At 73.1% G+C, this 20,467-nt stretch carries 21 protein-coding genes; 7 read left to right on the top strand and 14 right to left on the bottom strand.

Annotation, left to right across the window (positions count from 1 at the left end):
* Positions 1-43: 43 nt before the first annotated feature.
* On the top strand, positions 44-925 hold the full coding sequence (locus ADK67_RS28325) for a dihydrodipicolinate synthase family protein (protein WP_053719641.1): 882 nt from the start codon (positions 44-46) through the stop codon (positions 923-925).
* On the opposite strand, the gene hutI is transcribed toward ADK67_RS28325, so the two are convergent.
* The 5 genes from hutI to hutH are packed head-to-tail and all read right to left on the bottom strand — an operon-like array spanning position 885 to position 7,626.
* Entirely contained in the window at positions 885-2,030 is a 1,146-nt protein-coding gene (gene hutI / locus ADK67_RS28320) for an imidazolonepropionase (RefSeq protein ID WP_053719570.1), read from the bottom strand. The two genes, ADK67_RS28325 and hutI, sit on opposite strands and share 41 nt — an antisense overlap.
* The gene (locus ADK67_RS28315; protein WP_053719569.1) at positions 2,027-3,307 is read right to left on the bottom strand and encodes a formimidoylglutamate deiminase; all 1,281 of its coding nucleotides are present in this window, start codon (positions 3,305-3,307) and stop codon (positions 2,027-2,029) included. Before ADK67_RS28315 ends, hutI begins: the two co-directional genes overlap by 4 nt.
* Positions 3,304-4,482, bottom strand: coding sequence for an allantoate amidohydrolase (locus tag ADK67_RS28310; RefSeq protein WP_053719568.1), 1,179 nt, complete (start codon positions 4,480-4,482; stop codon positions 3,304-3,306). Before ADK67_RS28310 ends, ADK67_RS28315 begins: the two co-directional genes overlap by 4 nt.
* Positions 4,475-6,121: a urocanate hydratase gene (hutU, locus tag ADK67_RS28305; protein WP_053719567.1), complete on the bottom strand. Its 1,647-nt coding sequence runs from the start codon at positions 6,119-6,121 to the stop codon at positions 4,475-4,477. The genes ADK67_RS28310 and hutU overlap by 8 nt, the downstream gene beginning before the upstream one ends.
* A complete protein-coding gene (hutH, locus tag ADK67_RS28300) occupies positions 6,121-7,626 on the bottom strand; it encodes a histidine ammonia-lyase (RefSeq protein WP_053719566.1) in 1,506 nt (501 codons plus the stop codon). The genes hutU and hutH overlap by 1 nt, the downstream gene beginning before the upstream one ends.
* 144 nt (positions 7,627-7,770) lie before the next feature.
* Here hutH and ADK67_RS28295 point away from each other — a divergent pair, with 144 nt between their 5' ends.
* Genes ADK67_RS28295 through ADK67_RS28285 form a run of 3 tightly spaced genes read left to right on the top strand, consistent with a single transcriptional unit; the run spans position 7,771 to position 10,267 of the window.
* Positions 7,771-8,709 (top strand): ABC transporter ATP-binding protein, encoded by a 939-nt coding sequence (locus ADK67_RS28295; RefSeq protein ID WP_053719640.1) that lies wholly within the window; start codon positions 7,771-7,773, stop codon positions 8,707-8,709.
* A 3-nt stretch (positions 8,710-8,712) separates the two neighbouring features.
* Positions 8,713-9,480 (top strand): ABC transporter permease, encoded by a 768-nt coding sequence (locus ADK67_RS28290; RefSeq protein ID WP_053719565.1) that lies wholly within the window; start codon positions 8,713-8,715, stop codon positions 9,478-9,480.
* Positions 9,473-10,267 (top strand): ABC transporter permease, encoded by a 795-nt coding sequence (locus ADK67_RS28285; protein WP_053719564.1) that lies wholly within the window; start codon positions 9,473-9,475, stop codon positions 10,265-10,267. The genes ADK67_RS28290 and ADK67_RS28285 overlap by 8 nt, the downstream gene beginning before the upstream one ends.
* A 45-nt stretch (positions 10,268-10,312) precedes the next feature.
* Here ADK67_RS28285 and ADK67_RS28280 read toward each other — a convergent pair whose 3' ends face one another.
* Positions 10,313-11,380 (bottom strand): hypothetical protein, encoded by a 1,068-nt coding sequence (locus ADK67_RS28280; RefSeq protein WP_053719563.1) that lies wholly within the window; start codon positions 11,378-11,380, stop codon positions 10,313-10,315.
* Positions 11,380-11,859 (bottom strand): SigE family RNA polymerase sigma factor, encoded by a 480-nt coding sequence (locus ADK67_RS28275; RefSeq protein WP_053719562.1) that lies wholly within the window; start codon positions 11,857-11,859, stop codon positions 11,380-11,382. Before ADK67_RS28275 ends, ADK67_RS28280 begins: the two co-directional genes overlap by 1 nt.
* Before the next feature lie 45 nt (positions 11,860-11,904).
* Here ADK67_RS28275 and ADK67_RS28270 point away from each other — a divergent pair, with 45 nt between their 5' ends.
* Entirely contained in the window at positions 11,905-12,675 is a 771-nt protein-coding gene (locus ADK67_RS28270; protein WP_053719561.1) for an IclR family transcriptional regulator, read from the top strand.
* A gap of 5 nt (positions 12,676-12,680) precedes the next feature.
* Here ADK67_RS28270 and ADK67_RS28265 read toward each other — a convergent pair whose 3' ends face one another.
* From ADK67_RS28265 to ADK67_RS28245, 5 genes are all read right to left on the bottom strand, one after another.
* The gene (locus ADK67_RS28265) at positions 12,681-13,337 is read right to left on the bottom strand and encodes a hypothetical protein (RefSeq protein WP_053719560.1); all 657 of its coding nucleotides are present in this window, start codon (positions 13,335-13,337) and stop codon (positions 12,681-12,683) included.
* Positions 13,338-13,491: 154 nt separating this feature from the next.
* Entirely contained in the window at positions 13,492-14,376 is an 885-nt protein-coding gene (locus ADK67_RS28260; protein WP_082403936.1) for an ABC transporter substrate-binding protein, read from the bottom strand.
* The gene (locus ADK67_RS28255) at positions 14,373-15,134 is read right to left on the bottom strand and encodes an ABC transporter permease (protein ID WP_442974197.1); all 762 of its coding nucleotides are present in this window, start codon (positions 15,132-15,134) and stop codon (positions 14,373-14,375) included. Before ADK67_RS28255 ends, ADK67_RS28260 begins: the two co-directional genes overlap by 4 nt.
* Positions 15,134-15,739 carry an ABC transporter permease gene (locus ADK67_RS28250; protein WP_197289657.1) on the bottom strand — a complete coding sequence of 202 codons (606 nt, stop codon included), beginning with the start codon at positions 15,737-15,739 and terminating at the stop codon, positions 15,134-15,136. The genes ADK67_RS28255 and ADK67_RS28250 overlap by 1 nt, the downstream gene beginning before the upstream one ends.
* Before the next feature lie 49 nt (positions 15,740-15,788).
* Entirely contained in the window at positions 15,789-16,838 is a 1,050-nt protein-coding gene (locus tag ADK67_RS28245; protein WP_053719558.1) for an ABC transporter ATP-binding protein, read from the bottom strand.
* 116 nt (positions 16,839-16,954) lie between these two features.
* Between ADK67_RS28245 and ADK67_RS28240 the strand changes: the two genes are divergently transcribed.
* Complete coding sequence (locus ADK67_RS28240) at positions 16,955-18,496, top strand: bis-aminopropyl spermidine synthase family protein (protein WP_053719557.1); 1,542 nt, start codon at positions 16,955-16,957, stop codon at positions 18,494-18,496.
* Between the two features lie 87 nt (positions 18,497-18,583).
* Positions 18,584-19,396, top strand: a complete 813-nt coding sequence (locus ADK67_RS52785) for a hypothetical protein (protein ID WP_082403934.1) — start codon at positions 18,584-18,586, stop codon at positions 19,394-19,396.
* Between the two features lie 9 nt (positions 19,397-19,405).
* Here ADK67_RS52785 and ADK67_RS28230 read toward each other — a convergent pair whose 3' ends face one another.
* Together ADK67_RS28230 and ADK67_RS28225 are read right to left on the bottom strand one after the other, a co-directional pair.
* Positions 19,406-20,029, bottom strand: coding sequence for a hypothetical protein (locus ADK67_RS28230; RefSeq protein ID WP_053719555.1), 624 nt, complete (start codon positions 20,027-20,029; stop codon positions 19,406-19,408).
* A complete protein-coding gene (locus ADK67_RS28225) occupies positions 20,026-20,445 on the bottom strand; it encodes a YbaB/EbfC family nucleoid-associated protein (protein ID WP_053719554.1) in 420 nt (139 codons plus the stop codon). Before ADK67_RS28225 ends, ADK67_RS28230 begins: the two co-directional genes overlap by 4 nt.
* Between the last annotated feature and the right edge of the window lie 22 nt (positions 20,446-20,467).

Raw genomic sequence — 20,467 nt, 5'->3', positions numbered from 1 at the left:
CGCGGACTGGTCCTTCACGGTCCGGGCGGGCACCGTAGTGGTCATGACGCTCACCGGCTTGCACGTCCCGTTGATCACGCCGTTCGACCGGTCCGGCGCCGTGGCCCTGGACGCGCTGGAGGCCCTCGCCCACCAGGCGTTGGACGACGGCGCGCGTGGCCTGGTGGCGTTGGGCACGACGGCGGAGCCCTCGTCGCTCACGCCGGTCGAGCAGCAGGCGGTGCTGGGCGTGGTCACGCGGGTCAGCCGCGAGCGCCACGCGCCGCTGGTCGTGGGCGCGAACACGCCGCAGGCCCTTCAGGCCTTGGCCGACCACCCGGAGGTGGTGGCGTCGCTGACCGTGGTGCCGTCGTTCGTCCGCCCCGGCGAGGAAGGCGCGCTCGCCTACCTGACCCGGCTGGCCGCCGACAGCCCCGTGCCGCTGGTCGTCTACGACATCCCGTACCGGACGGGCCAGTACCTGTCCGCGGGCACGTTGCGGCGGTTGGCGGACGTGCCCGGTGTCGTGGGCCTGAAGTACGCGGCGGGCGGCATCAACGCGGACACGGTCGAGCTGTTCGCCGACCTGCCGGCCGACCTGGCGATCCTCGGCGGTGACGACGCGTTCATCTCGCCGCTGCTGGCGCTCGGCGCGCACGGCGGCATCCTGGCCTCGGCGCACGTCGCCACCGCCGAGTTCGCCCGCCTGATCGACGCTTGGCACGCCGGTGACGTGGCCGTGGCGCGGGCTCTGGGCGGGCGGCTGGGTCAGCTGTCGGCGGCGCTGTTCGCGGAGCCGAACCCGACCGTGGTCAAGGCCGTGCTGCACGCGCAGGGCCGCATCCCGACGCCGGACGTCCGCCTCCCGCTCCTGCCCGCCCACCCGGACAGCACGTCGGCCGCCCTCACCGCTGTCGAACGCCTGCCCGCCACACAGCGTGCGTGAGCGGGACACCCGGCCGGTACGCCAGGTGCGTGGCGGAGGGCGCGTCGAGCACGTGGACGTCGGCGCGGGCGCCCGGTGACAGGTGGCCGACATCGGTGCGCCGCAACGCCTTCGCGCCGTTCAGGGTGGCGGCGGTGACGGCTTCCTCGATGGTCATCCGCAGCTGGAGGACGGCCGTCGTGATGCAGTACGCCATCGAGGTGGTGTAGGAGCTGCCCGGGTTGCAGTTGCTGGCCAGGGCGACCGTCGCGCCCGCGTCGAGGAGGCGACGGGCGGGCGGCAGCGACTGGCGGGTCGACAGGTCGCACGCCGGGAGCAGCGTGGCGACGGTGTCGGAGCCGGCCAACGCGTCGACGTCGGCGTCCGAGAGGTAGGTGCAGTGGTCGACGCTCGCCGCGCCCAGCTCCACCGCCAGCCGCACGCCGGGGCCCTCCCCCAGCTGGTTGCCGTGCACCCGCAGCCCGAGGCCCTTGGCCTGGGCGGCCGTCAGCACGGCCCGCGACTGGTCGGCGTCGAACGCGCCCTGCTCGCAGAACACGTCCGCCCACCGCACGTGCGGCGCTACGGCGTCGAGCATCTCGCCGACCACCAGCGCCACGTACTCGTCCGCGTCGGCGCCCGGCGGCACGAGGTGCGCGCCCAGGAACGTGACCTCGTCGGCTTCGCGGGCCGCGATCCGCGCCGACCGCACCTCGTCGTCGACCGTCAACCCGTACCCGGTCTTGGTCTCGATCGTGGTCGTCCCCTGCGCCACGGCCTCGGCGACGTGCCGCCGAAGGTTCGCCGCGAGCGCGTCGTCGGACGCCGCCCGCGTCGCGTCGACCGTCACGGCGATGCCGCCGGCCGCGTACGCCTGACCGGCCATGCGCGCCTCGAACTCGGCCGTCCGGTCGCCCGCGAACACCAGGTGCGTGTGGCTGTCGACCCAGCCGGGGAGCACCGCCCGCCCCGCCACGTCGACCCGTTCGTCGGCGGCGGGCGCGGACGACGCGGGTCCGACCCACGCCACCCGGCCGTCGGCGAGGACGAGCGCGGCGTCGGCGAGGCGGCCCAGCTCGGGGTCGTTCGTGGTCAGCTCGCCGATGCCGGTGACGAGGGTGCTCATCGGTAGTACGCCCCGATCTGCTCGGTCAGCAGCTTCGCGACGTCGCCCAGCTGCTGGTGCACGCCGTCGCGCGCCACGACCTTCCCGCCCACCACGACGACGGCCACGTCGGACGCCGTGGCGGCCAGCACCACCTGCTCGGGCTCGGCGCCGGCGGTCCGGACCGAGTCCAGCCGGACGGCGACCAGGTCGGCCGGTGCGCCGACCTCCAGCCGACCGGCCTCGGGCCACCCGATCGAGGCGTGGTTCGTCAGCGCCCCGACGAGTTCCGCCGGGGTGAACCTGCCGCGTTGGCCCGTCCGCAGGCGTTCGTGGTGCTCCAGGGCGCGGGCTTCCGCCAACGGGTCGATCACCGCGTGCTGGTCGCTGCCCAACGACAACGGCGACCCCGCTTCCGCCAACTCCCGCGCCGGGCCGATGCCGTCCGCCAGGTCGGCCTCCGTCGTCGGGCAGAAGCAGACGCCGGTGCGCGTCGAGCCGAGCAGCCCGATGTCCTTTGTGGACAGGTGCGTCCCGTGCACGGCCGTCGTGCGCGGCGTGAGGGCGCCTGCCTCGGCCAGCAGCTCGGTCGGCGTGAGGCCGTACGACGCCAGGCACGCCTCGTTCTCGGCCGGCTGCTCCGACAGGTGCACGTGCAGCGGCCGATCCGGGAACGCGCCCGCCACCAGCGACAACGTCTCACGGGGCACCGCGCGGACCGAGTGGATCGCCGCGCCGATCCTGGTGTTCGCGTCACCGCGCAGCTCGGCGACCCGGTCCAGCCACCGGTCACCGGTGCCGTCGGAGAACCGCTCCTGCACCCCGCGCACGGGCTGCCCGATCCCGCCCGCGAGGTAGCAGGCGTCCAGCAGGGTGAGCCTGATCCCGGCGTCCCGGGCGGCCTGCCGGAGGGCCTCCGCCATCTCGTTGCCGCCGTGGTGCAGGTAGTGGAACTCGCCCACCGCCGTCACCCCCGCCACGGCCATCTCCGCGTACACCGCCGTGGCCAGCTTCAGGTACGAGTCGGGCGTCAACCGCTCCGCCACCGCGTACATCCGGTCGCGCCACGTCCAGAACGTGCCGCCGTCGGAGTTCGTGCGCCCGCGCAACGCCCGGTGGAACGCGTGCGAGTGCGCGTTCGCGAAACCCGGGAACACCAGGCCGTAGAGCCGTTCCACGCCAAGCGGGATGGTGTCCACAGTGGACACGGACGCGATGGCGCCCTGGTCCACGCGCACCAGCACCCGCGCCGCGATGCCGTCCGGCAACCACGCCCGCTCGCACCAGAAGCTCTTCATCGCGTCAAGTGCTCCAACGTCGTCGCCAGCGCCACCACGCCCGCCGCGCAGTCGTCCGCCTCGGCGAACTCCTCCGGCGCGTGGCTGATCCCGGTCGGGTTGCGCACGAACAGCATGGCGGTCGGCACGTGCGCCGCCAGGATCCCGGCGTCGTGACCGGCGCCGGTCGGCAACGCGGGCGTGTCCTCACCGAGCGCGGCCCGGACCCGGGACAGGAGACCCGGGTCGAAGTGCACCGTCCCGCCCCAGCTCTCCTCGGCCACGCGCACCTCGCAGCCCTCCTCCTCCGCCGCCTCACGGGCCGCCGACGTGATGTGCGAGACCACCTCACGGGTGCGCGGCTCGTCCTCGGCCCGCGCGTCCAGCCACACGTCCACCGACGACGCGATCACGTTGGTGCCGCCGGGGTTCGGCACGATCCGGCCGACCGTGGCCCGCGCGCCGGCCGTGGCCGCACGACGGGCGGCCAGCACCATCCGCGCGGCGGGCAGCATCGGGTCGCGCCGGTCCTCGATCAGCGTCGCCCCGGCGTGGTTGCCCTCGCCGCGGAACGTGTACCGCCACCGCCCGTGCGCCAGGATCGAGCTCGCCAGCCCCACCGGCACGTCCAGCCCGCGCCCCTGCTCGACGTGCAGCTCGACGAACGCGCCGACGGACGACAGGGCGCGGTCGTCGCGCCCCATCCGCAGCGGGTCGAACCCGGCGGCGTGGGCGGCCTCGCCGAACGTGACGCCGTCCGCGTCGACCAGCCGGCACGCGGCCTCGGCCGTGATCGCGCCCGTCATCAGCCGCGACCCCAGGCAGGCGACGCCGAAGCGCCCGCCCTCCTCCTCCACGAACACGACGATCGCCAGCGGCTTCGCCGGCGTGAACCCCTTCGCGCGCAGCAGGTCGAAGGCCTGCAACGCCGACACGACGCCCAGCGGCCCGTCGAACGCGCCGCCGCCCGGCACCGAGTCGAGGTGGCTGCCGGTGATCACCGCGTCCGGTCCCGGCGTGCCCCACCACGCCCAGATGTTGCCGTTGCGGTCGGGCCGGACGTCCAGCCCGCGGCGTTCGGCCTCCGCCACGAACCAGGCGCGCAGCTCGCGTTCCACGTCGTCGAACCCGTGCCGCGAGTAGCCGCCGCGCTTGGGGTCGCGCCCGACGTCGGCGATGTCCGCGAGGTCAGTCATCGGAAGCGCTCATCGGGATGTGGACGTCCTTCGAAGCCGCCACGTCGACCGCCCGCTGGTACCCGGCGTCCACGTGCCGGATCACGCCCATCGCGGGGTCGTTGGTCAGCACCCGTTCGATCTTCTGCGCGGCCAGCGGCGTGCCGTCCGCGACCGTCACCTGACCGGCGTGGATGGACCGGCCGATGCCGACGCCGCCGCCGTGGTGCAGCGACACCCAGGTCGCGCCGGACGCGGTGTTGACCAGGGCGTTCAGCAGCGGCCAGTCGGCGATCGCGTCCGAGCCGTCGGCCATCGCCTCGGTCTCCCGGTACGGCGACGCGACCGAGCCGCAGTCCAGGTGGTCGCGGCCGATGACGATCGGCGCGGACAGCTCGCCCGACGCCACCATCTCGTTGAACTTCAGGCCCGCGAGGTGGCGTTCGCCGTACCCGAGCCAGCAGATGCGGGCGGGCAGGCCCTGGAACTCGACGCGCTCGCCGGCCATCTTGATCCACCGCGCGAGCTGCTCGTTCTCCGGGAACAGCTCCAGGATCGCCCGGTCGGTCTTCGCGATGTCGGCCGGGTCGCCGGAGAGCGCCGCCCAGCGGAACGGGCCCTTGCCCTCGCAGAACAGCGGCCGGATGTAGGCGGGCACGAAGCCGGGGAAGTCGAACGCCCGCTCGCAGCCGCCCGCCTTGGCCTCGCCGCGGATCGAGTTGCCGTAGTCGAACACCTCCGCGCCGCGGTCCAGGAAGCCCACCATGGCCTCGACGTGGTCGGCCATCGACTCGCGGGCCCGGTCGGTGAACTCGTCGGGCTTCTTGGCGGCGTAGTCCGGCCAGTCCTCGACCGCGACGCCCTTCGGGCAGTACGCCAGCGGGTCGTGCGCGGAGGTCTGGTCGGTGACGATGTCCACCGGCACGTCCCGGCGCAGCAGCTCCGGCAGCACCTCGGCGGCGTTGCCGATCAGGCCGACGGACAGCGGGCGGCCCTCGGACTTCGCGGCCAGCACGCGGGCGATCGCGTCGTCGATGTCGTCGGCGACCTCGTCCAGGTAGCGGGTCTCCACGCGGCGGCGGGCGCGCTGCGGGTCGACCTCGACGCAGAGCGCCACGCCCTCGTTCATGGTGACCGCAAGCGGTTGCGCGCCGCCCATGCCGCCCAGGCCGGCCGTGACGGTGAGCGTGCCGCGCAGGGTGCCGTTGAACCGCTTGTTGGCCACGGCGGCGAACGTCTCGTACGTGCCCTGGAGGATGCCCTGGGTGCCGATGTAGATCCACGAACCGGCCGTCATCTGGCCGTACATGGTGAGACCTTCGGCCTCCAAGCGGCGGAACTCGGGCCAGTTCGCCCAGTCGGGCACGAGGTTGGAGTTCGCGATGAGCACCCGCGGCGCCCACTCGTGCGTGCGCATGACGCCGACCGGGCGGCCGGACTGCACGAGCAGCGTCTCGTCGTCCTTCAGCTCGGCCAGCTCGCGGCTGATGGCGTGGAAGCTCGGCCAGTCACGCGCGGCCTTGCCCGTGCCGCCGTAGACGACCAGGTCCTCGGGGCGTTCGGCCACGTCGGGGTCGAGGTTGTTGTGGAACATCCGCAGCGCGGCCTCGGTCGGCCAGCTCCGGGCGGTCAGTTCGGTCCCTCGGGCAGCACGCACCATCACAGCACTCCCTTTCGGATCAGGTCTTCGGCGGCGGCGATCTCGGGCGCGAGGTGGCGGTCCGGGCCGGGGCCGGGGACGTGCTCGCGGAGCTTCGCGACGGCCGCCGCGGTGGCGGGGGCGGGGTTGAGCGGTTTGCGCAGGTCCAGGGCGCGCGCGGCGGTCAGGAACTCGATCGCGAGGACCCGGCGCAGCCCGTCCACGGCCTGGCGGAGCTTGCGCGCGGCGGACCAGCCCATGGAGACGTGGTCCTCCTGCATCGCGCTGCTCGGGATCGAGTCGACCGACGCGGGCACGGCCAGGCGCTTCAGCTCGCTGACGATCGCGGCCTGCGTGTACTGGGCGATCATGTGGCCGGAGTCGACGCCCGGGTCGTGCGCCAGGAACGGCGGCAGGCCGTGCGACCGGTTCACGTCCAGCATCCGGTCGGTGCGCCGTTCGGCGATGCTCGCCACGTCCGCCGTCGGGATGGCGAGGAAGTCCAGCACGTAGGCGATCGGCGCGCCGTGGAAGTTGCCGTTGGACTCGACCCGGCCGTCGGCCAGCACGACCGGGTTGTCGATGGACGACGCCAGCTCGCGGTCGGCGACGGTCCCGGCGTAGGCGACGGTGTCCCGCGCCGCGCCGTGCACCTGCGGCGAGCAGCGCAGCGAGTAGGCGTCCTGGACGCGCGTGCAGTCCGGGCCGCGGTGGCTGTCCATGATCTCGGAGTCGCGCAGGATCTCCGCCATGCGCCGCGCGGAACGGCCCTGGCCGGGGTGCGGGCGCAGGGCCTGGAGGTCGGCGGCGAACACCCGGTCCGTGCCGAGGAGGGCTTCGACGCTCATCGCGGCGGTCAGGTCGGCGACGTCGAGCAGGTGGTCCAGGTCCTTGATCGCCAGGACCAGCATCCCGAGCATGCCGTCCGTGCCGTTGATCAGCGCCAGGCCCTCCTTCTCGGCCAGGCGCACGGGCGCGATGCCCGCCTCGGCGAGCGCGGCGGAGGCCGGGACCAGGTTGCCCGCGGCGTCACGCACGTCGCCTTCACCGGTGAGGGCGAGGGCGGCGGCGGACAGCGGCGCGAGGTCGCCCGAGCAGCCCAGCGAGCCGAACTCGTGCACGACCGGGGTGATGCCCGCGTTGAGCATCGCGGCCATCGCCTCGGCGGTCTCCAGCCGGACGCCCGTGTGGCCGCTCGCCAGGGTCTTGAGGCGGAGCAGGACGAGGGCGCGCACGACCTCGCGCTCGACCTCAGGGCCCGCGCCCGCGGCGTGCGAGCGGACCAGGGACTGCTGGAGGGCGGCACGGCGGTCCGGCGGGATGTGCCGCACCGCCAGCGCGCCGAAGCCGGTGGACACGCCGTAGGTCGGCTGATCGGCCGTGGCCAGGCGTTCGATGTGCGCCCGGGCGGTGGTGACCGCCTCGCGGGCCGCCTCCGTGATCTCCACGCGCGCGTCGCCTCGGGCCACGGCGTGGACGTCGTCGCGGGTCAGGGGTTTCGGACCCAGCTGCACGGGTTGCTGCATGTGCCCATCTCAACCCGGCGGCCCGCTCCGCACGACCCGACATCCGCCGATCGTGTCTGGTATCCGAGACGGCACGGCCAACCGAAATCGTTCCTCGCGCGTCCCGCCCCACCGGTAGCTTCAGGAATCCACCAGGGGGTGACCATGAGTGTCCGTGTGCAGAACCTGACCAGGACGTTCCGCAAGGGCAAGGGCTGGCGGCCCAAGGGCGACGAGGTGACCGCGCTCGACGGGCTCACGCTGGACGTGCCCACGAACGAGGTCCACGGCCTGCTCGGCCCGAACGGCGCGGGCAAGACCACGCTGTGCAAGATCCTGTCCACGATCCTGTTACCGACCTCGGGCTCCGCGGAGGTGCTCGGCCACGACGTCGTGGCGGACGCGGCCCAGGTCAGGCAGCACGTCGGCATCGTGTTCGGCGGCGAACGCGGCCTGTACGGCAAGCTCACCGCGCGGCAGACCCTGCGGTACTGGGCCTCGCTCCACAAGATCCCGGACGCGCGGGCCAAGGTGCGCGCCGGCGAGCTGCTGGCCCGCCTGGGCCTCACCGACAAGGCCGACGACCTCGTGGAGACGTTCTCGCGGGGCATGAAGCAGCGCGTGCATCTGGCCCGCGGCCTGATCGGCGACCCGAAGCTGATCCTGTTCGACGAGCCGACCACCGGCATGGACCCGGTGGCCGCGCGCGACTTCCGCAAGCTCATCGGCGAGCTGCGCGACGAAGGCCGCACCATCCTCATCACCACCCACGACATGGACGAGGCCGAAGAGGTCTGCGACCGCGTCACCCTCATCGACAAGGGCCGCGTGCTCGCCACCGAGTCGCCACGCGGCCTGGCCGCGATGTCCGGCCTGCACCGCTGGGTCGAGGCCGAGACCTCGCTGGACGTCACCGCCATCCCCGGCGTGGTCGACACCGAGACCCGCAACGGCGTGCTGCGCGTCAAGACCACCGACGACCAGGCGGCACGCGCGGTGCTGGACTTCCTGCTCGACCACGGCGTGCGCTCGGTGCACGCCGTGCCGCCCCGGCTGGAGGACGTGTACCTCGACCTCATCGGCCGCCGCGGCATGGAGGTCTGAGCCGTGGGCCTGTTCCTGTCCGGGGTCCGCACGCAGTTCTGGCTGCTCCGCAGGCAGCCCGACGAGCTGCTGACGCTGTGCACGATCCCGTTCACCGTGGTGATGATGCTGTCGATCGTGATGCACGCGGCCCGGCCCGACCTGGTCGCCAACGCGTTCCTCGCGCCGACCCTGATCGGGCTGTGGGGCTTCGCCACGGGACTGGCGACGACCGTGCTGGTCGGCGAGCGCTGGACCTCGACGCTGGAGCTGGGCATGGCCGCGCCCAGGTCCCTGCACTCCGTCTACCTGGGGCGGATCTCGGCGGTGATGGTGCTGGGCGTCGTCCCGCTCGGCGAGACGTGGCTGCTGGGCGAGCTGCTGTTCGGCGTGACGCCGGCGGTGCACCACCCGTGGGTGTTCTGGGCGGCCATGGCGGCGTCGGTGTTCGCGATGATCGGCACGAGCCTGGTGCTGGCGGCGGCCATGCTGCTGTCCAAGAACAGCAACAACTACCTGAACTTCCTCAGCTTCCCGATCTACCTGCTGTCCGGCGTGATGGTGCCGGTGCAGTACCTGCCGGAGCCGCTGCAACCGCTGTCCCACGTGATCTTCCTGTCGTGGTCGGCGGACCTGATGCGGGACGCGATGGCCGCGCCGCCCGTCGCGGGCGTCGGCTGGCGGCTGCTGGCGATCGTCGGGCTCGGCGCCGCCGCCCTGGTCGGCGGGCGGGTGCTGCTGGCGGCCACCCTGCGCCGGGCGCGCGAGCTGGGCGCGGTGACGTATGCGTGACCAGCTGCGCGTGCTCAAGCACGGCCTCATCGCCTCGTGGACCATGTACTCGGCGTTCCAGACGTGGAAGACGTGGACGTTCACCTGGCTGTCCCGCCTGCTGATCCAGGCGTGCTTCTACGCCCTGATCGGCCGGATGCTCGGGTCGCAGCAGCAGGTCGACTACCTGCTCATCGGCAACGTGGTCGCGATCATGGCCATCGACGCGACCGTCGTCATCCTGCTGACCGTCGGCGAGCGGCAGTCCGGCACGCTGGCGCTGATGGTGGCCGCGCCGTCCACCCACCTCACCGCGTACCTGGGTCGGGGGCTGGTGAACCTCGGCTCGGGCGTCGCGGCGTCCACCACCGCGTTCCTGGTGCTGCCGCCGCTGTTCGGGGTGCGGCTGCCGTGGCCCTCGGCGGCCGTCGTGCCGTTGATGATCTTCGTGGTCGGGTTGTCGTGCTACTGCTACGGGACGTGCGTGGCGTCGTTCGTGCTCGGGTTCCCGTCCGCGCGGTGGCTGGCGCTGAACCTGAGCTACCTGGTGCTGATGACGTTCTGCGGGGTGAACGTGCCGACGTCGTTCTGGCCGGACTGGCTGCGCGCGGTCACGTCCGTGCTGCCGATGACGCACGGGCTGGCCGCGATCCGGGCGTTCATCGCGGAAGGGCAGGCGTCGACCGTGCTGGTGCAGCTCGGGTTGGAGGTGTGCGTCGGCGTGGCGTGGTTCGCGGTGGCGGCGGTGAGCTTCGACCGCATGGTGCGCCGCGGCCGCCGTGACGGCACGATCGAGTTCGGCGGCTGAGGTGTGGTGGGCGCCCGGTTCGCCCGAGCGCCCACCACCGTCACGTCAGCCGGTCAGCCAGGACGGCGCCGCGGCCATGTCGACCGTGACCGCCTCGGCCACCGCGATCAGCTCCTGCGCCGACGCGGTGTTCCCGCCCTGGCCGATGATCAGCAGGTGCAGGTCCGGCCCGAGGTCCACCCGCAGGTAGCCGCCCCGCTCGCCCAGGTACTCGGCGGACGCGCCGCGGGCCGTGACGGCGACCGGCGCGGTGCTCGGGTTGCCGACCGGGTCGTCGACGTAGTTGCTCAGGTTGGCGCCGTAGGTGACGCCGTTGACCTCGCCGGTCGTGGACACGAGCCAGCCCTGGCCGTTCACCCTGGCCTGGTGGCCGACCGCGCCGCCGATCGACACGGGTCCGCGCAGCGGCGTCGGGTCCGGGCGCACCGATTCGGCGATCCGGATGGCCTCGGCCCGGGCTTCCGCCGAGTTCGATAGGACGAGCTGGACGTAGCGGCCCGGCTCCGGGGCGAAGACCACCTTCGCGTCCGGCGGCGTCCCGTCCGGCACGGCCGGCTCCTTGGTCTCGCCGCTGCGGGGCGGCCCGCCCACCGTCGGGTCCACCACCAGGGCCTCCGCACCGTTGATCGTCACCTTGTCGGCCGCGGCCCCCTCGGCGATCTGCCGGCGCAGCTGGTCCTGGCCCGGGGCGTCCTTCGGCGTCAGCATCTCGAAGCTCGGCGAGTGCACCTGCCCGCCGGAGTGCTTCCACACGCGCTGGACGCTCCCGGCCGCGTCCGCGAACCGGTGCCGTTCGACCAGGCCGTCGGGCAGCCACGACGGGCTGTAGCCCGTGGTGAGCGGATCGAGCGGCGCGGCGGCCGTGGTGGTGGTCGTCGGCGCGGTGGTCGTCGTGAGGGACGAGTTGCCCGCTGGCGGCGCCTCGGCGCTCGGTCGCCCGACGGTCGTGGCGACCACCGCGACGGCCGCGACGGCGGCAGCGGCGGTGACGGCCAGGAACAGCGGCTTGCGGCTGCGGCGCGGCCGGTGCAGCGCGGCCAGCACGCGGCCCGGCGGCGGGGTCTGCTCGGCCCGCGCCCGCAGCGCGTCCTGGATCAGGTCTTCCGTTCCCATCACAGGGCCTCCTTGACGCGGACGTTCGCGCGCAGCGTCGCCAGCGCGCGGGAGATGTGGCTGCGGACCGTGACCTGGGAGCAGTTCAGGGTCTCGGCGATCTCGGCGTCGTCGTAGCCCTCGTAGTAGCGGAGGACGACGGCGGCCTTCTGCTTGCGCGGCAGCTTGTCGATGCGCTGGAGCATCGCTTCGCGCTCGTCGTAGTGGGCGGACACGTCCGGGCCGGGTGGGTCGACCGCGTGCAGCGGCGTGTGCGTCTTGCGGCGGCGGCGCCAGCTCAGGAACTCATTGGTGACCATCCTCTTCAGGTAGGCGGCGGGCGCGTCGACCTCGGAGATGCGGGCCCAGCGCTGCTGGGCGCGCAGCAGGCACTCCTGCACGACGTCCTGGGCGAGGTGCGGGTCGCCGGTCAGCACGGTGGCGTAGCGCAGCAGCGGGGTGACCTGCCCGGTGGCGAAGTCCTCGAAGCTGTCCGTCATGCCCCTCCAATGCGCCCGGCCGCGGATTTGTTGAGAATGGGATCCGTGGGAGGCAGCAGCGACGTGCCGGCGTTGCGCCGAGGGCTCGCGGTGCTGCGCCTGCTGGCCGGCAGGCCCGGGCCGCTGTCGGCGGCGGCGGTGGCGCGCGAGCTGGCCCTGCCGAGGTCGACGACCTACCACCTGCTGTCCGAGCTGACCGCGGCCGGGTTCGCCACCCACTTCCCCGAGGAGCGACGGTACGGGCTGGGCGTGGCGGCGTTCGAGCTCGGGTCGGCCTACCTGCGGCACGACCCGCTGGAGCGGTTGGCGCGGCCCGTGCTGCGGCGGTTGGTGGACGCCGTCGGGCGGACCGCGCACCTGGGCGTGCTGCACGGCTCGGAGGCGCTGTACCTGGTGCGCGAACAACCGCGCCGGCCGACCACGATCGTGTCCGACGTCGGCGTGCGGCTGCCCGCGCACCTCACCGCGTCGGGTCGGGCGATCCTGGGCCGGCTGCCCGCCGCGCAGGTGAGGGCCCTGTTCCCGGGCCCGTTCGTGGACCGGACGGGGCGGGGGCCGCGCAACCTGCCCGCGTTGCGCCGGTTGCTGGCGGTCGAGCGCAGGCGCGGGTGGGCGGTGGAGGACGGGTACGTGACGGCCGGGTTCGCGTCGGTCGCGGCCCCCGTCTTCGACCACGGTGAACGCCCGATCGCCGCGATCACGGTCACGTTCCGGCACGTGTGCGAGACGGAGTGCGGCGAGACGTGGCCGGAGCTGGCGGCGGAGGCGCGCCGTGCGGCGGACGAGCTGACCGGCCGGATCGGCGGACGCGGCTGACCGGGCTAGCGCTCGGGAACCTTGGTCAGCCGGTGCCGTTCGGAGGCCGGCGCGCAGCCGGGCAGTTCCTCCAGGTAGTTGTCCTCGTTCGCGAGGACGTCCATCTCGGCGACCTGCTCCCCGGTGCAGCGCAGGACGTAGAGCAGGTGCACGGAACCCACCGGCCACCCGGCCGTGTACCCGGAGAGGATCACCGGGTCCTGCCCCACGAACCCCGGGTGGTAGTCGCGCCGCCACAGGAACTTCCTGGACTCGTACCGACCCCAGTCACCGACGAGTTCCACGACGAGTTGGTAGCTCTCCCCCTCGGGCGGGGCGCACCGCGTGGTCAGGCGGTAGTCGTACCGGTCCCCGATGTCCGACGGCACGTCGATCTCCACGGCCTGACCCTCACCGCACCCCGGATCCGCCCCGGCGCCCGGGCCGCCGGCGGCGAACAGCCCGCTGAGCCCGGGAACCACGACCACCGCGCCGACGACCGCCAGGACCACGGCGAACACCACGGCGGCGATGAACAGCGGCTTGGGCACGGCCCTGGCGGGCGGGGCGTGCAGGTGGACGTCCCCGTGGACGGCGCCCACCTGCAACGACGTCCCTGACACCGCGCCGTCGACGGCGTTGCGCGTGTCGCCCGGCACGGCGTCGGCCTCGTCCGCTCCCATCGACCGATCATCCCGCCGGAGCGGACGTGCCGGCTTGCGTTCCGCCCGGTATCCCCGTCTTGGAGCAGTCCCCCGTGCCGCTCCCGGACAGCACAACGGCCCGGCTCCGCCGAATGCCGTCGGTGCGGAGCCGGGCCGTGCGAGAGCGGTGGGACTACAGGGTGACGGTCTTCAGGAAGTCGGCAGCCACGTTCGCGATCGTCTCCTTGTCCACGTCGACCCGCTTGACCAGGTCGGCCAGCTTCTCCGTGGTCAGCGCCGCGGACACCTTGTTCAACGCCTCCTTGCCCTTGGCGTCGACCGCGTCCGACCGCAGCAGCGGCACGACGTTCTGCGCCGGGTACATCACCTTCGGGTCTTCCAGCTCCACGAACCCGTTCGCCTTGATGTCCGCCGACGTCGTGTACAGGTTCGCCACCTGCACCGTGCCGTCCTTCAGCGCGTCCACCGTGATCGGGCCACCCGCGTCGGTGGTCTTGATCTCCGTGAACGTCACCCCGTACAGCTCCTGGACCTTGCTCTGCCAGCGCTGCGCCCACTCGCCGGCCGCGCCCAGCGCGTACTTGCCCGCACCGAGGTCCGCGATCGACTTCACGCCGCCGTCCGCGGTCGCCTTGGTGACGACCAGGACGTCCTTGTCCTCCGCGTCGGACTTCTCCAGCACCTCCAGGCCCGACGGCGTCTTGGCCTTCAGCGCCGTGTAGACCTCCTCGGCCTCGGTCGTGGTGTTGGCCTTGTCGAAGTAGTTGAGCAGGTTGCCCGAGTACTCCGGCACGACGCCGAGCGACTTGTCCTGCAACGCCTTCACGACCAGCTCGCGCGCTCCGATGCCGGCCTTCACCGTCACCTTCGCCCCGGTCGCCTTCAACGCACCGGCGTAGATCTCGGCCAGGATCTTGTTCTCGGTGAAGTCGGCCGAACCGACCACGACCTCACCCGACGCGGCCTGCTGGCCACCCCCGCCCAGGTCCTCTTTGGACCCGCACGCGGAGACGACCAGGGCGGTCGCCGCGACGACAACGGCCAACGTGCGCTTCATGCCGTGCTTCCTCCAGACTCGACGGGCGCCGGCTCTCCCCGACGCCTCGACTGCGCCCCGCTCGACCGCGCTTTCCCACTGCCCGCGCGACGAGCCTTGGCCGCCAGCCTCAAACCCGCGGGCACGACCAGCCTGCCGACGCCCGCGAGCACCACGTCCAGCACGACCGCGAGCAGCGCGATCAGGATCGCGCCGCCGACGAACTGCCCGTAGTCCAACACCCGCAGGCCGTCCAGCAGGGGACGTCCCAACGTCTCGATACCCACGTACGCCGCCACCGACGCGGTCGCGACCACCTGCAACATGGCGTTGCGCAGACCGCCGACGAGCAGCGGCAGCGCGTTGGGCACCTCGACCCGCCACAGCCGCTGCGCGCCGGTCATGCCCATGCCGCTCGCCGCGTCCACGACACCGCGGTCCACGTCCTGGATGCCGGCGTAGGTCCCGGCCAGGATCGGCGGCACGGCCAGCACGATCAGGCCGATGAGCACACCGGCCGTGCCACCGCCCGCGACCAGGTACAGGAACGTGACCAGGCCCAGCGTCGGCAGCGCCCGCAGCGCGTTGCTGCCGCCGACCAGCACCACACCGCCACGCCCGGTGTGCCCGACGTACAGGCCGAGCGGCACGGCGATCAGGGCGGCGCCGAGCACCGCGCCGAGGCAGTAGAGCAGGTGGATGCCGACCCGCACCGGGATCGACTTGCCGCCCGACCAGTTGACCGGGTCGAGCAGCCAGGCCACCGCGTCCGCGAAGATCACGGCGCACCACCCGCCCGGACCCACGGCGTCAACCGGTTGCGCAGCAGCACCAGCAGCAGGTCGACCACGAGCGCCAGCACCAGCGTCAGCACGATGCCGACGATGATCGGCGCCAGGTACCGCTGCCGGAACCCGTCGGTGAACAACGTGCCCAGACCGCCCGTGCCGATCAGCGCGCCGACGCTGACCAGGCTGATGTTGCTGACCGAGCCGACCCGCACGCCGGCGGCCAGCACCGGCACGGACAGCGGCAGCTCGACGGTGAGGAACCGGCGCAGCGGCCGGAAGCCCATCGCGGTGGCCGCGGCGGTCACGTGCGCGGGCACCGCGGCCAGCGCTTCGGCGACCGGCCGGACCAGCAGCGCGGTCGTGTAGACCGTCAGGGCGAGGATCACGTTGAACGGGTCGAGCACCTGCGTGCCGATGACCGCCGGGATGATCGCGAACAACGCCAGCGACGGGATCGTGTAGACCACGTTCGACAGCGCGATCAGCGTCGCGTTGACCTGGCGGAACCGGTGGCACAGCAACCCGAGCACGATCGCCAGCACCACCGACACGACCAGCGGCACCAGCGACAGGTAGACGTGGTCGAGCAGCATGTCCAGCAGCGCCGCCCTGGTGCCCGCGTCGCTGAGGTACTTCGGGATGTCACCCACGGCGGCTCTCGATCACGTCGAGCACCTGGCGCGCGGTCACCACGCCGGCCAGCCGTCCGTCGTCGTGGACGGCGACGCCCAGCCCGGACGGCGAGGACAGCGCGGCGTCCAGCGCGCCCCGGATCGACGCGCCCACCTCGTACAGCGAGCCGCCGGGCAGGACCGACGCGTCCGGCGCGACCCAGCCCTGCGGCCGCTTCTCCGCGTCCACCACGAGCCGCCAGTCCGAAGAGGACTCGACGGCGACGCCCTCGACGACCGTCGGCACCTCCGCCACCTCGACGCCCGAGGAGTCCACAAAGGACAGGCTGCGGTAGCCGCGGTCCTTGCCGACGAAGCTGGCCACGAAGTCGTCCGCGGGCCGGGTCAGCAGCTCGGCGGGCGGCGAGTACTGGGCGAGGAAGCCGCCGGTGCGCATCACCGCGACCTTGTCGCCGATGCGGATCGCCTCGTCGATGTCGTGCGTGACGAACACGATGGTCTTGTCCAGCTCGGCCTGCAGCCGCAGCAGCTCGTCCTGCAACCCCTCGCGCACCACCGGGTCGACCGCGCTGAACGGCTCGTCCATCAGCAGCACCGGCGGGTCCGCGGCCAGCGCCCGCGCCACGCCGACGCGCTGCTGCTGGCCGCCGGACAGCTGCACCGGGTAGCGGTGGCCCAGCTCGGCGGGCAGGCCGACCAGCTCCAGCAGCTCGGCGGCGCGCTGCCTGGCCTTGCGGCGGGTCCAGCCGATGAGCAGCGGCACGGTGGCCACGTTGTCCAGCACAGTCCGGTGCGGGAACAGGCCCGCCTGCTGGATCACGTACCCGATGCCGCGCCGCAACGTGGGCGGGTCCACGCCCAGCACGTCGTTGCCGTCCACCAGGACGGTGCCCGACGACGGGTCGATCATCCGGTTCACCATGCGCAGGGACGTGGTCTTGCCACATCCGGACGGTCCGACGAAGACCGTGATCGTGCCCGCCTCGACCACGAGGTCCAGGCCGTTCACCGCGGTGGTCCCGTCGTCGAACCGCTTGGTCACGTCGCGGAACTCGATCACCCGTGGGTCCTCCTGCCGGTGGGTATCAAGCGTCGAACGACCCTAGCCCGTCAGTCCGACCGTGGCACGGCGTTTCACGATCCGGTCAGTAGGCTGCACCGGTTGTGGCAACCGAAATGGTGCGAGCGCTCCTCGCTGAACGCGGCCCGCACGCCCGCAAGCTGCGGCGCGTGGTCGACCTGCTGTCCGGCGACTGGCACACGCTGGCCGAATTGGTTCGGCTTCCCGCTGTGCCGCGGCGCACCGTGCAGGAGCTGCTGACCGCGGTCGGCGACGACCTGGAGACCAGCCGCGACCGGTTCCGGCTCGCGCCGGCCAAGGTCGCCGACTACGCGGAGTTCGGCGCCGGTGACGATCCGGTGGACCCGCTGGACGCGCTGGTGTCCCGGCACGGCGAGCACCTGCGGTCGATCCTGGCCGACATCGCGGCCGTGCCGCCGCCGTTGGCCGCGCTGGACCACGTGCAGGCGACGGCGGAGACGGCGTTGAAGCGCGCGGTGTGGCTGGACACGACCTACGACCTGGCCGGGCGCACGCTGCTGTGCCTCGGCGACCACGACCTGACCTCGCTCGCGGTGTGCGCGGTGAACCCGGCCGTCGAGGTCGTCGTGGTCGATGTGGACGACCGGCTGCTGGAGTACATCTCGACGCGGGCCGGCGAGCGCGGGTGGTCGGTGCGGACGGTGCACGCGGACTTCCGGTTCGGCCTGCCGCCCGCCGTGCTGGAGTCGGCGGACCTGGTGTTCAGCGACCCGCCGTACACGCCGGAGGGCATGGCGCTGTTCGCCGCGCGGGCGGTCGAGTGCCTGGCCGACCTCGGTCGGGGCCGGGTGCTGCTCGCGTACGGGTTCAGCGACCGGACGCCCGCGCTGGGGCTGAAGGTGCAGCAGGAGTTGCAGCGGCTCGGGTTGGTGTTCGAGGCGATCCTGCCCGCGTTCCACCGGTTCGACGGCGCGCAGGCCATCGGCAGCGCGGCCGACCTGTACGTGTGCCGGCCCACGTCCCGCCGTTCGGTGTCACCCGCGTCGGCGAAGACGGCCATCTACACGCACGGTCCGCAGTCGGTGGAGGCGAGCGGGCCGGGTTCGACGGCGTTGGCGGCCCTGGTCGACCTCGCGCCGCGGCCGGAGTCCTCGCCGCCGCCGAAGCCGCGCGCGCCGGGGTGGGCGGAGCCGATCGGCAAGGGCGCGGCGTCGTTGGCGGTCGACCTGTCCGGCGACCCCGGGCCGTGGCTGCTGCGGACGCTGCTGGCGTGCTCGCCCGGCCGGATGGCGGCGCTCGTGCCCAACAACCACCCGAACGTGTCGTCCGCGGCGGGTCAGCAGGAGCTGAAGTCGTTGGTGGACACCAGGTTCGCGCTGCGGTTCCTGCGTTCCACCCCGGACGGCAAGCACTGCGTGGTGGTGGCGGACCAGGTGTTGGCGGGCACGCTGGACGTCGGCGGGCTGACCGTGCGGGAGGTGCTCACGCGCGCGCACGGCAAGCTGGGCAACGTGTGGCGCGAGGCGTTGGTCACGGCCACGCGCGGCGCGCTGACCAAGCGGGAGGCGCGGGAGCGGATCGGCGAGCACGACGACCTGGAGCTGAGGCTGATCGACCTGCCGCGGCACCGGATCGCCGAACTGCTGCCGCTGATCCGCGCGTCGGCGTCCCAGTAGCGGGGAGGTTTCCGCCGAAATGCGGCGAACCGGGCCGTACGGACCGCTTTCGACGGTAACTTTCAGCGTGAACCTGGAGGCGCGCGCATGACTCACCCCAACCCCGGTCAGCAGCCGGGTCCGCAGCAGTACCCCGGCCAACCGCAGTACCCGGGTCAGCCGCACCCCGGTCAGCAGTTCCCCGGCCAGCCGATGCCCGGCCAGCCCATGGGCCAGCCGTTCCCCGGCCAGCCGCCGTTCCCGGGTCAGCCGTTCCCCGGCCAGCCCTACCCCGGTCCGCCGGGCTACCCCGGACAACCGCGCCCGCCGCGCCCGCCGGGCAAGGGGATGGCCGTCTTCGCCGGGCTGCTGTACCTGCCGGGCATCATCCTCGCCCTCATCGGCGCGGCCGGGTTCGTGAGCCAGTCGGGGTTCGCGATGGAGCTCTGGGGCGCGATCGTCGTGCCGCCGTTCCCCCGCGGCTACGGGAGCTTCGGCGCCTTGGTCGTGGCCGTGTTCGCGCTGCCGGGGCTGGCGCTGATCCTGGTCGTGCTGCTCTTCAGCCGGGTGCCCGGCGTGCGCTGGGGACTGGTCGCGATCTCGTTGCTGGCCGTGGTGAACTTCGGGCTCGCCGTCGCGGACATCGCGCAGAACCTCCCGTTCACCTACGGGATCATGCCGGTGGTGGCACTGCTGCTGTGGCTCGTCGCAGGTCTGGTCGCCGCGCTGCCGCCGGTCGGCCGTGCGATGCGGGGCGCGAAGCCGAAGACGCCGCCACACCAGCAGGCCGGACCGCCGATGGGTGGACCGCCGATGCCAGGACAGCAGATGCCGGGGCAGCCGATGCCAGGACAGCCGATGGGTGGACCGCCGCCCGGTCCTCCTGGGCCGCCGCCACCCGCCCAGGGGCAGTGGGGCTGACCGGGAAGCTCACTCGCCGAAGCGCGTGATGGCCTTGAGCATGTCGCGCGCCGCGCCGAACAACGCCTTCAGCGCACGCAGGATTCGCGCCATCACGCGCGCGAGGTCCGCCAACCGCCGGTTGATCCGGTCGAGCACGACCGCGCCGCGCCCGACCGCCCACGCGGCGAACTCGGGCAGCGAGCCGCCCGCCGTGATCTCCGACGCCGCGAGCGCGACGGTGGCGTTGGCGAGGACTTCCCGGACGAACAGCGCGATCACGTCGCGGAACACGCCGTGGACCGCGGCGGTGATCGCGCGCACCTCCGCCACGTGCGCCGCCACGTCGACGCACAGCCGGCTCATCCCGGCGATCTCCGCGGTGAGCCACCCGCCGCCCGCCCGCCGCCGCGCGATGCCGTCCAACGTGGTGGCGACCTGCTTCCAGGTGGCGACCGCGTCCTCGAACCGGTCGCCGTGGCCCGCCAACCAGTCCAGCGGCTCGCGCAGGAAGTCGACGTGCTCGACCAGCCACCCGAGCCCCGCCTCGGCCAGCAGGCCCAACGGGTCGACGTCCGGCGTCGGCACGCCGAGGGCGACCTCGAGCGCGTCCGGCGCCGACCCGGTCAGCTCCAGCACGGGGAATCCGGTCACCGAGGCGCCGACCCCGGCTCGTCCTCGGGCGCACGCAGGCTCCGCGGCAGGGGCAGGTCGTCGTCACCGGCCTCCCGCGCGCCGTCCGCCGCCGAACCGGTCAGGAAGTCCATCGCCGCCGTGCCGCCGAACTGGGGCTCGACGATCGACGCCGCCTGCCGCGCGGCCTGCTCCTGCGCGCGCCGCACGGTGTCCATCACGACCTCGCCGAGCCGCGCGTGCGAGAACTCCCCGGCGTCGGGCGAGAACTCGATGTGCCGCAACGACCCGTTCGGCGCGACGGTCGCCGTCACCACGCCGTCCGGCGACCGCTGCGTGGCCTGCGCGCGCCGGATCCGCTCCCGCAGCTCGCGGGACCGCTCGGCCAGGTCCCGCGCCCTGGCTTCGAGGTCGGCGATCATCCGTTCCGGGTTCACCGGTCAGCACCTGACGTCGTCG

The sequence above is a fragment of the Saccharothrix sp. NRRL B-16348 genome (assembly GCF_001280085.1).
Classification (GTDB): domain Bacteria; phylum Actinomycetota; class Actinomycetes; order Mycobacteriales; family Pseudonocardiaceae; genus Actinosynnema.
Note: the sequence above shows the minus strand (reverse complement) of the source record. Positions and strands in the feature narration are given on the sequence as shown.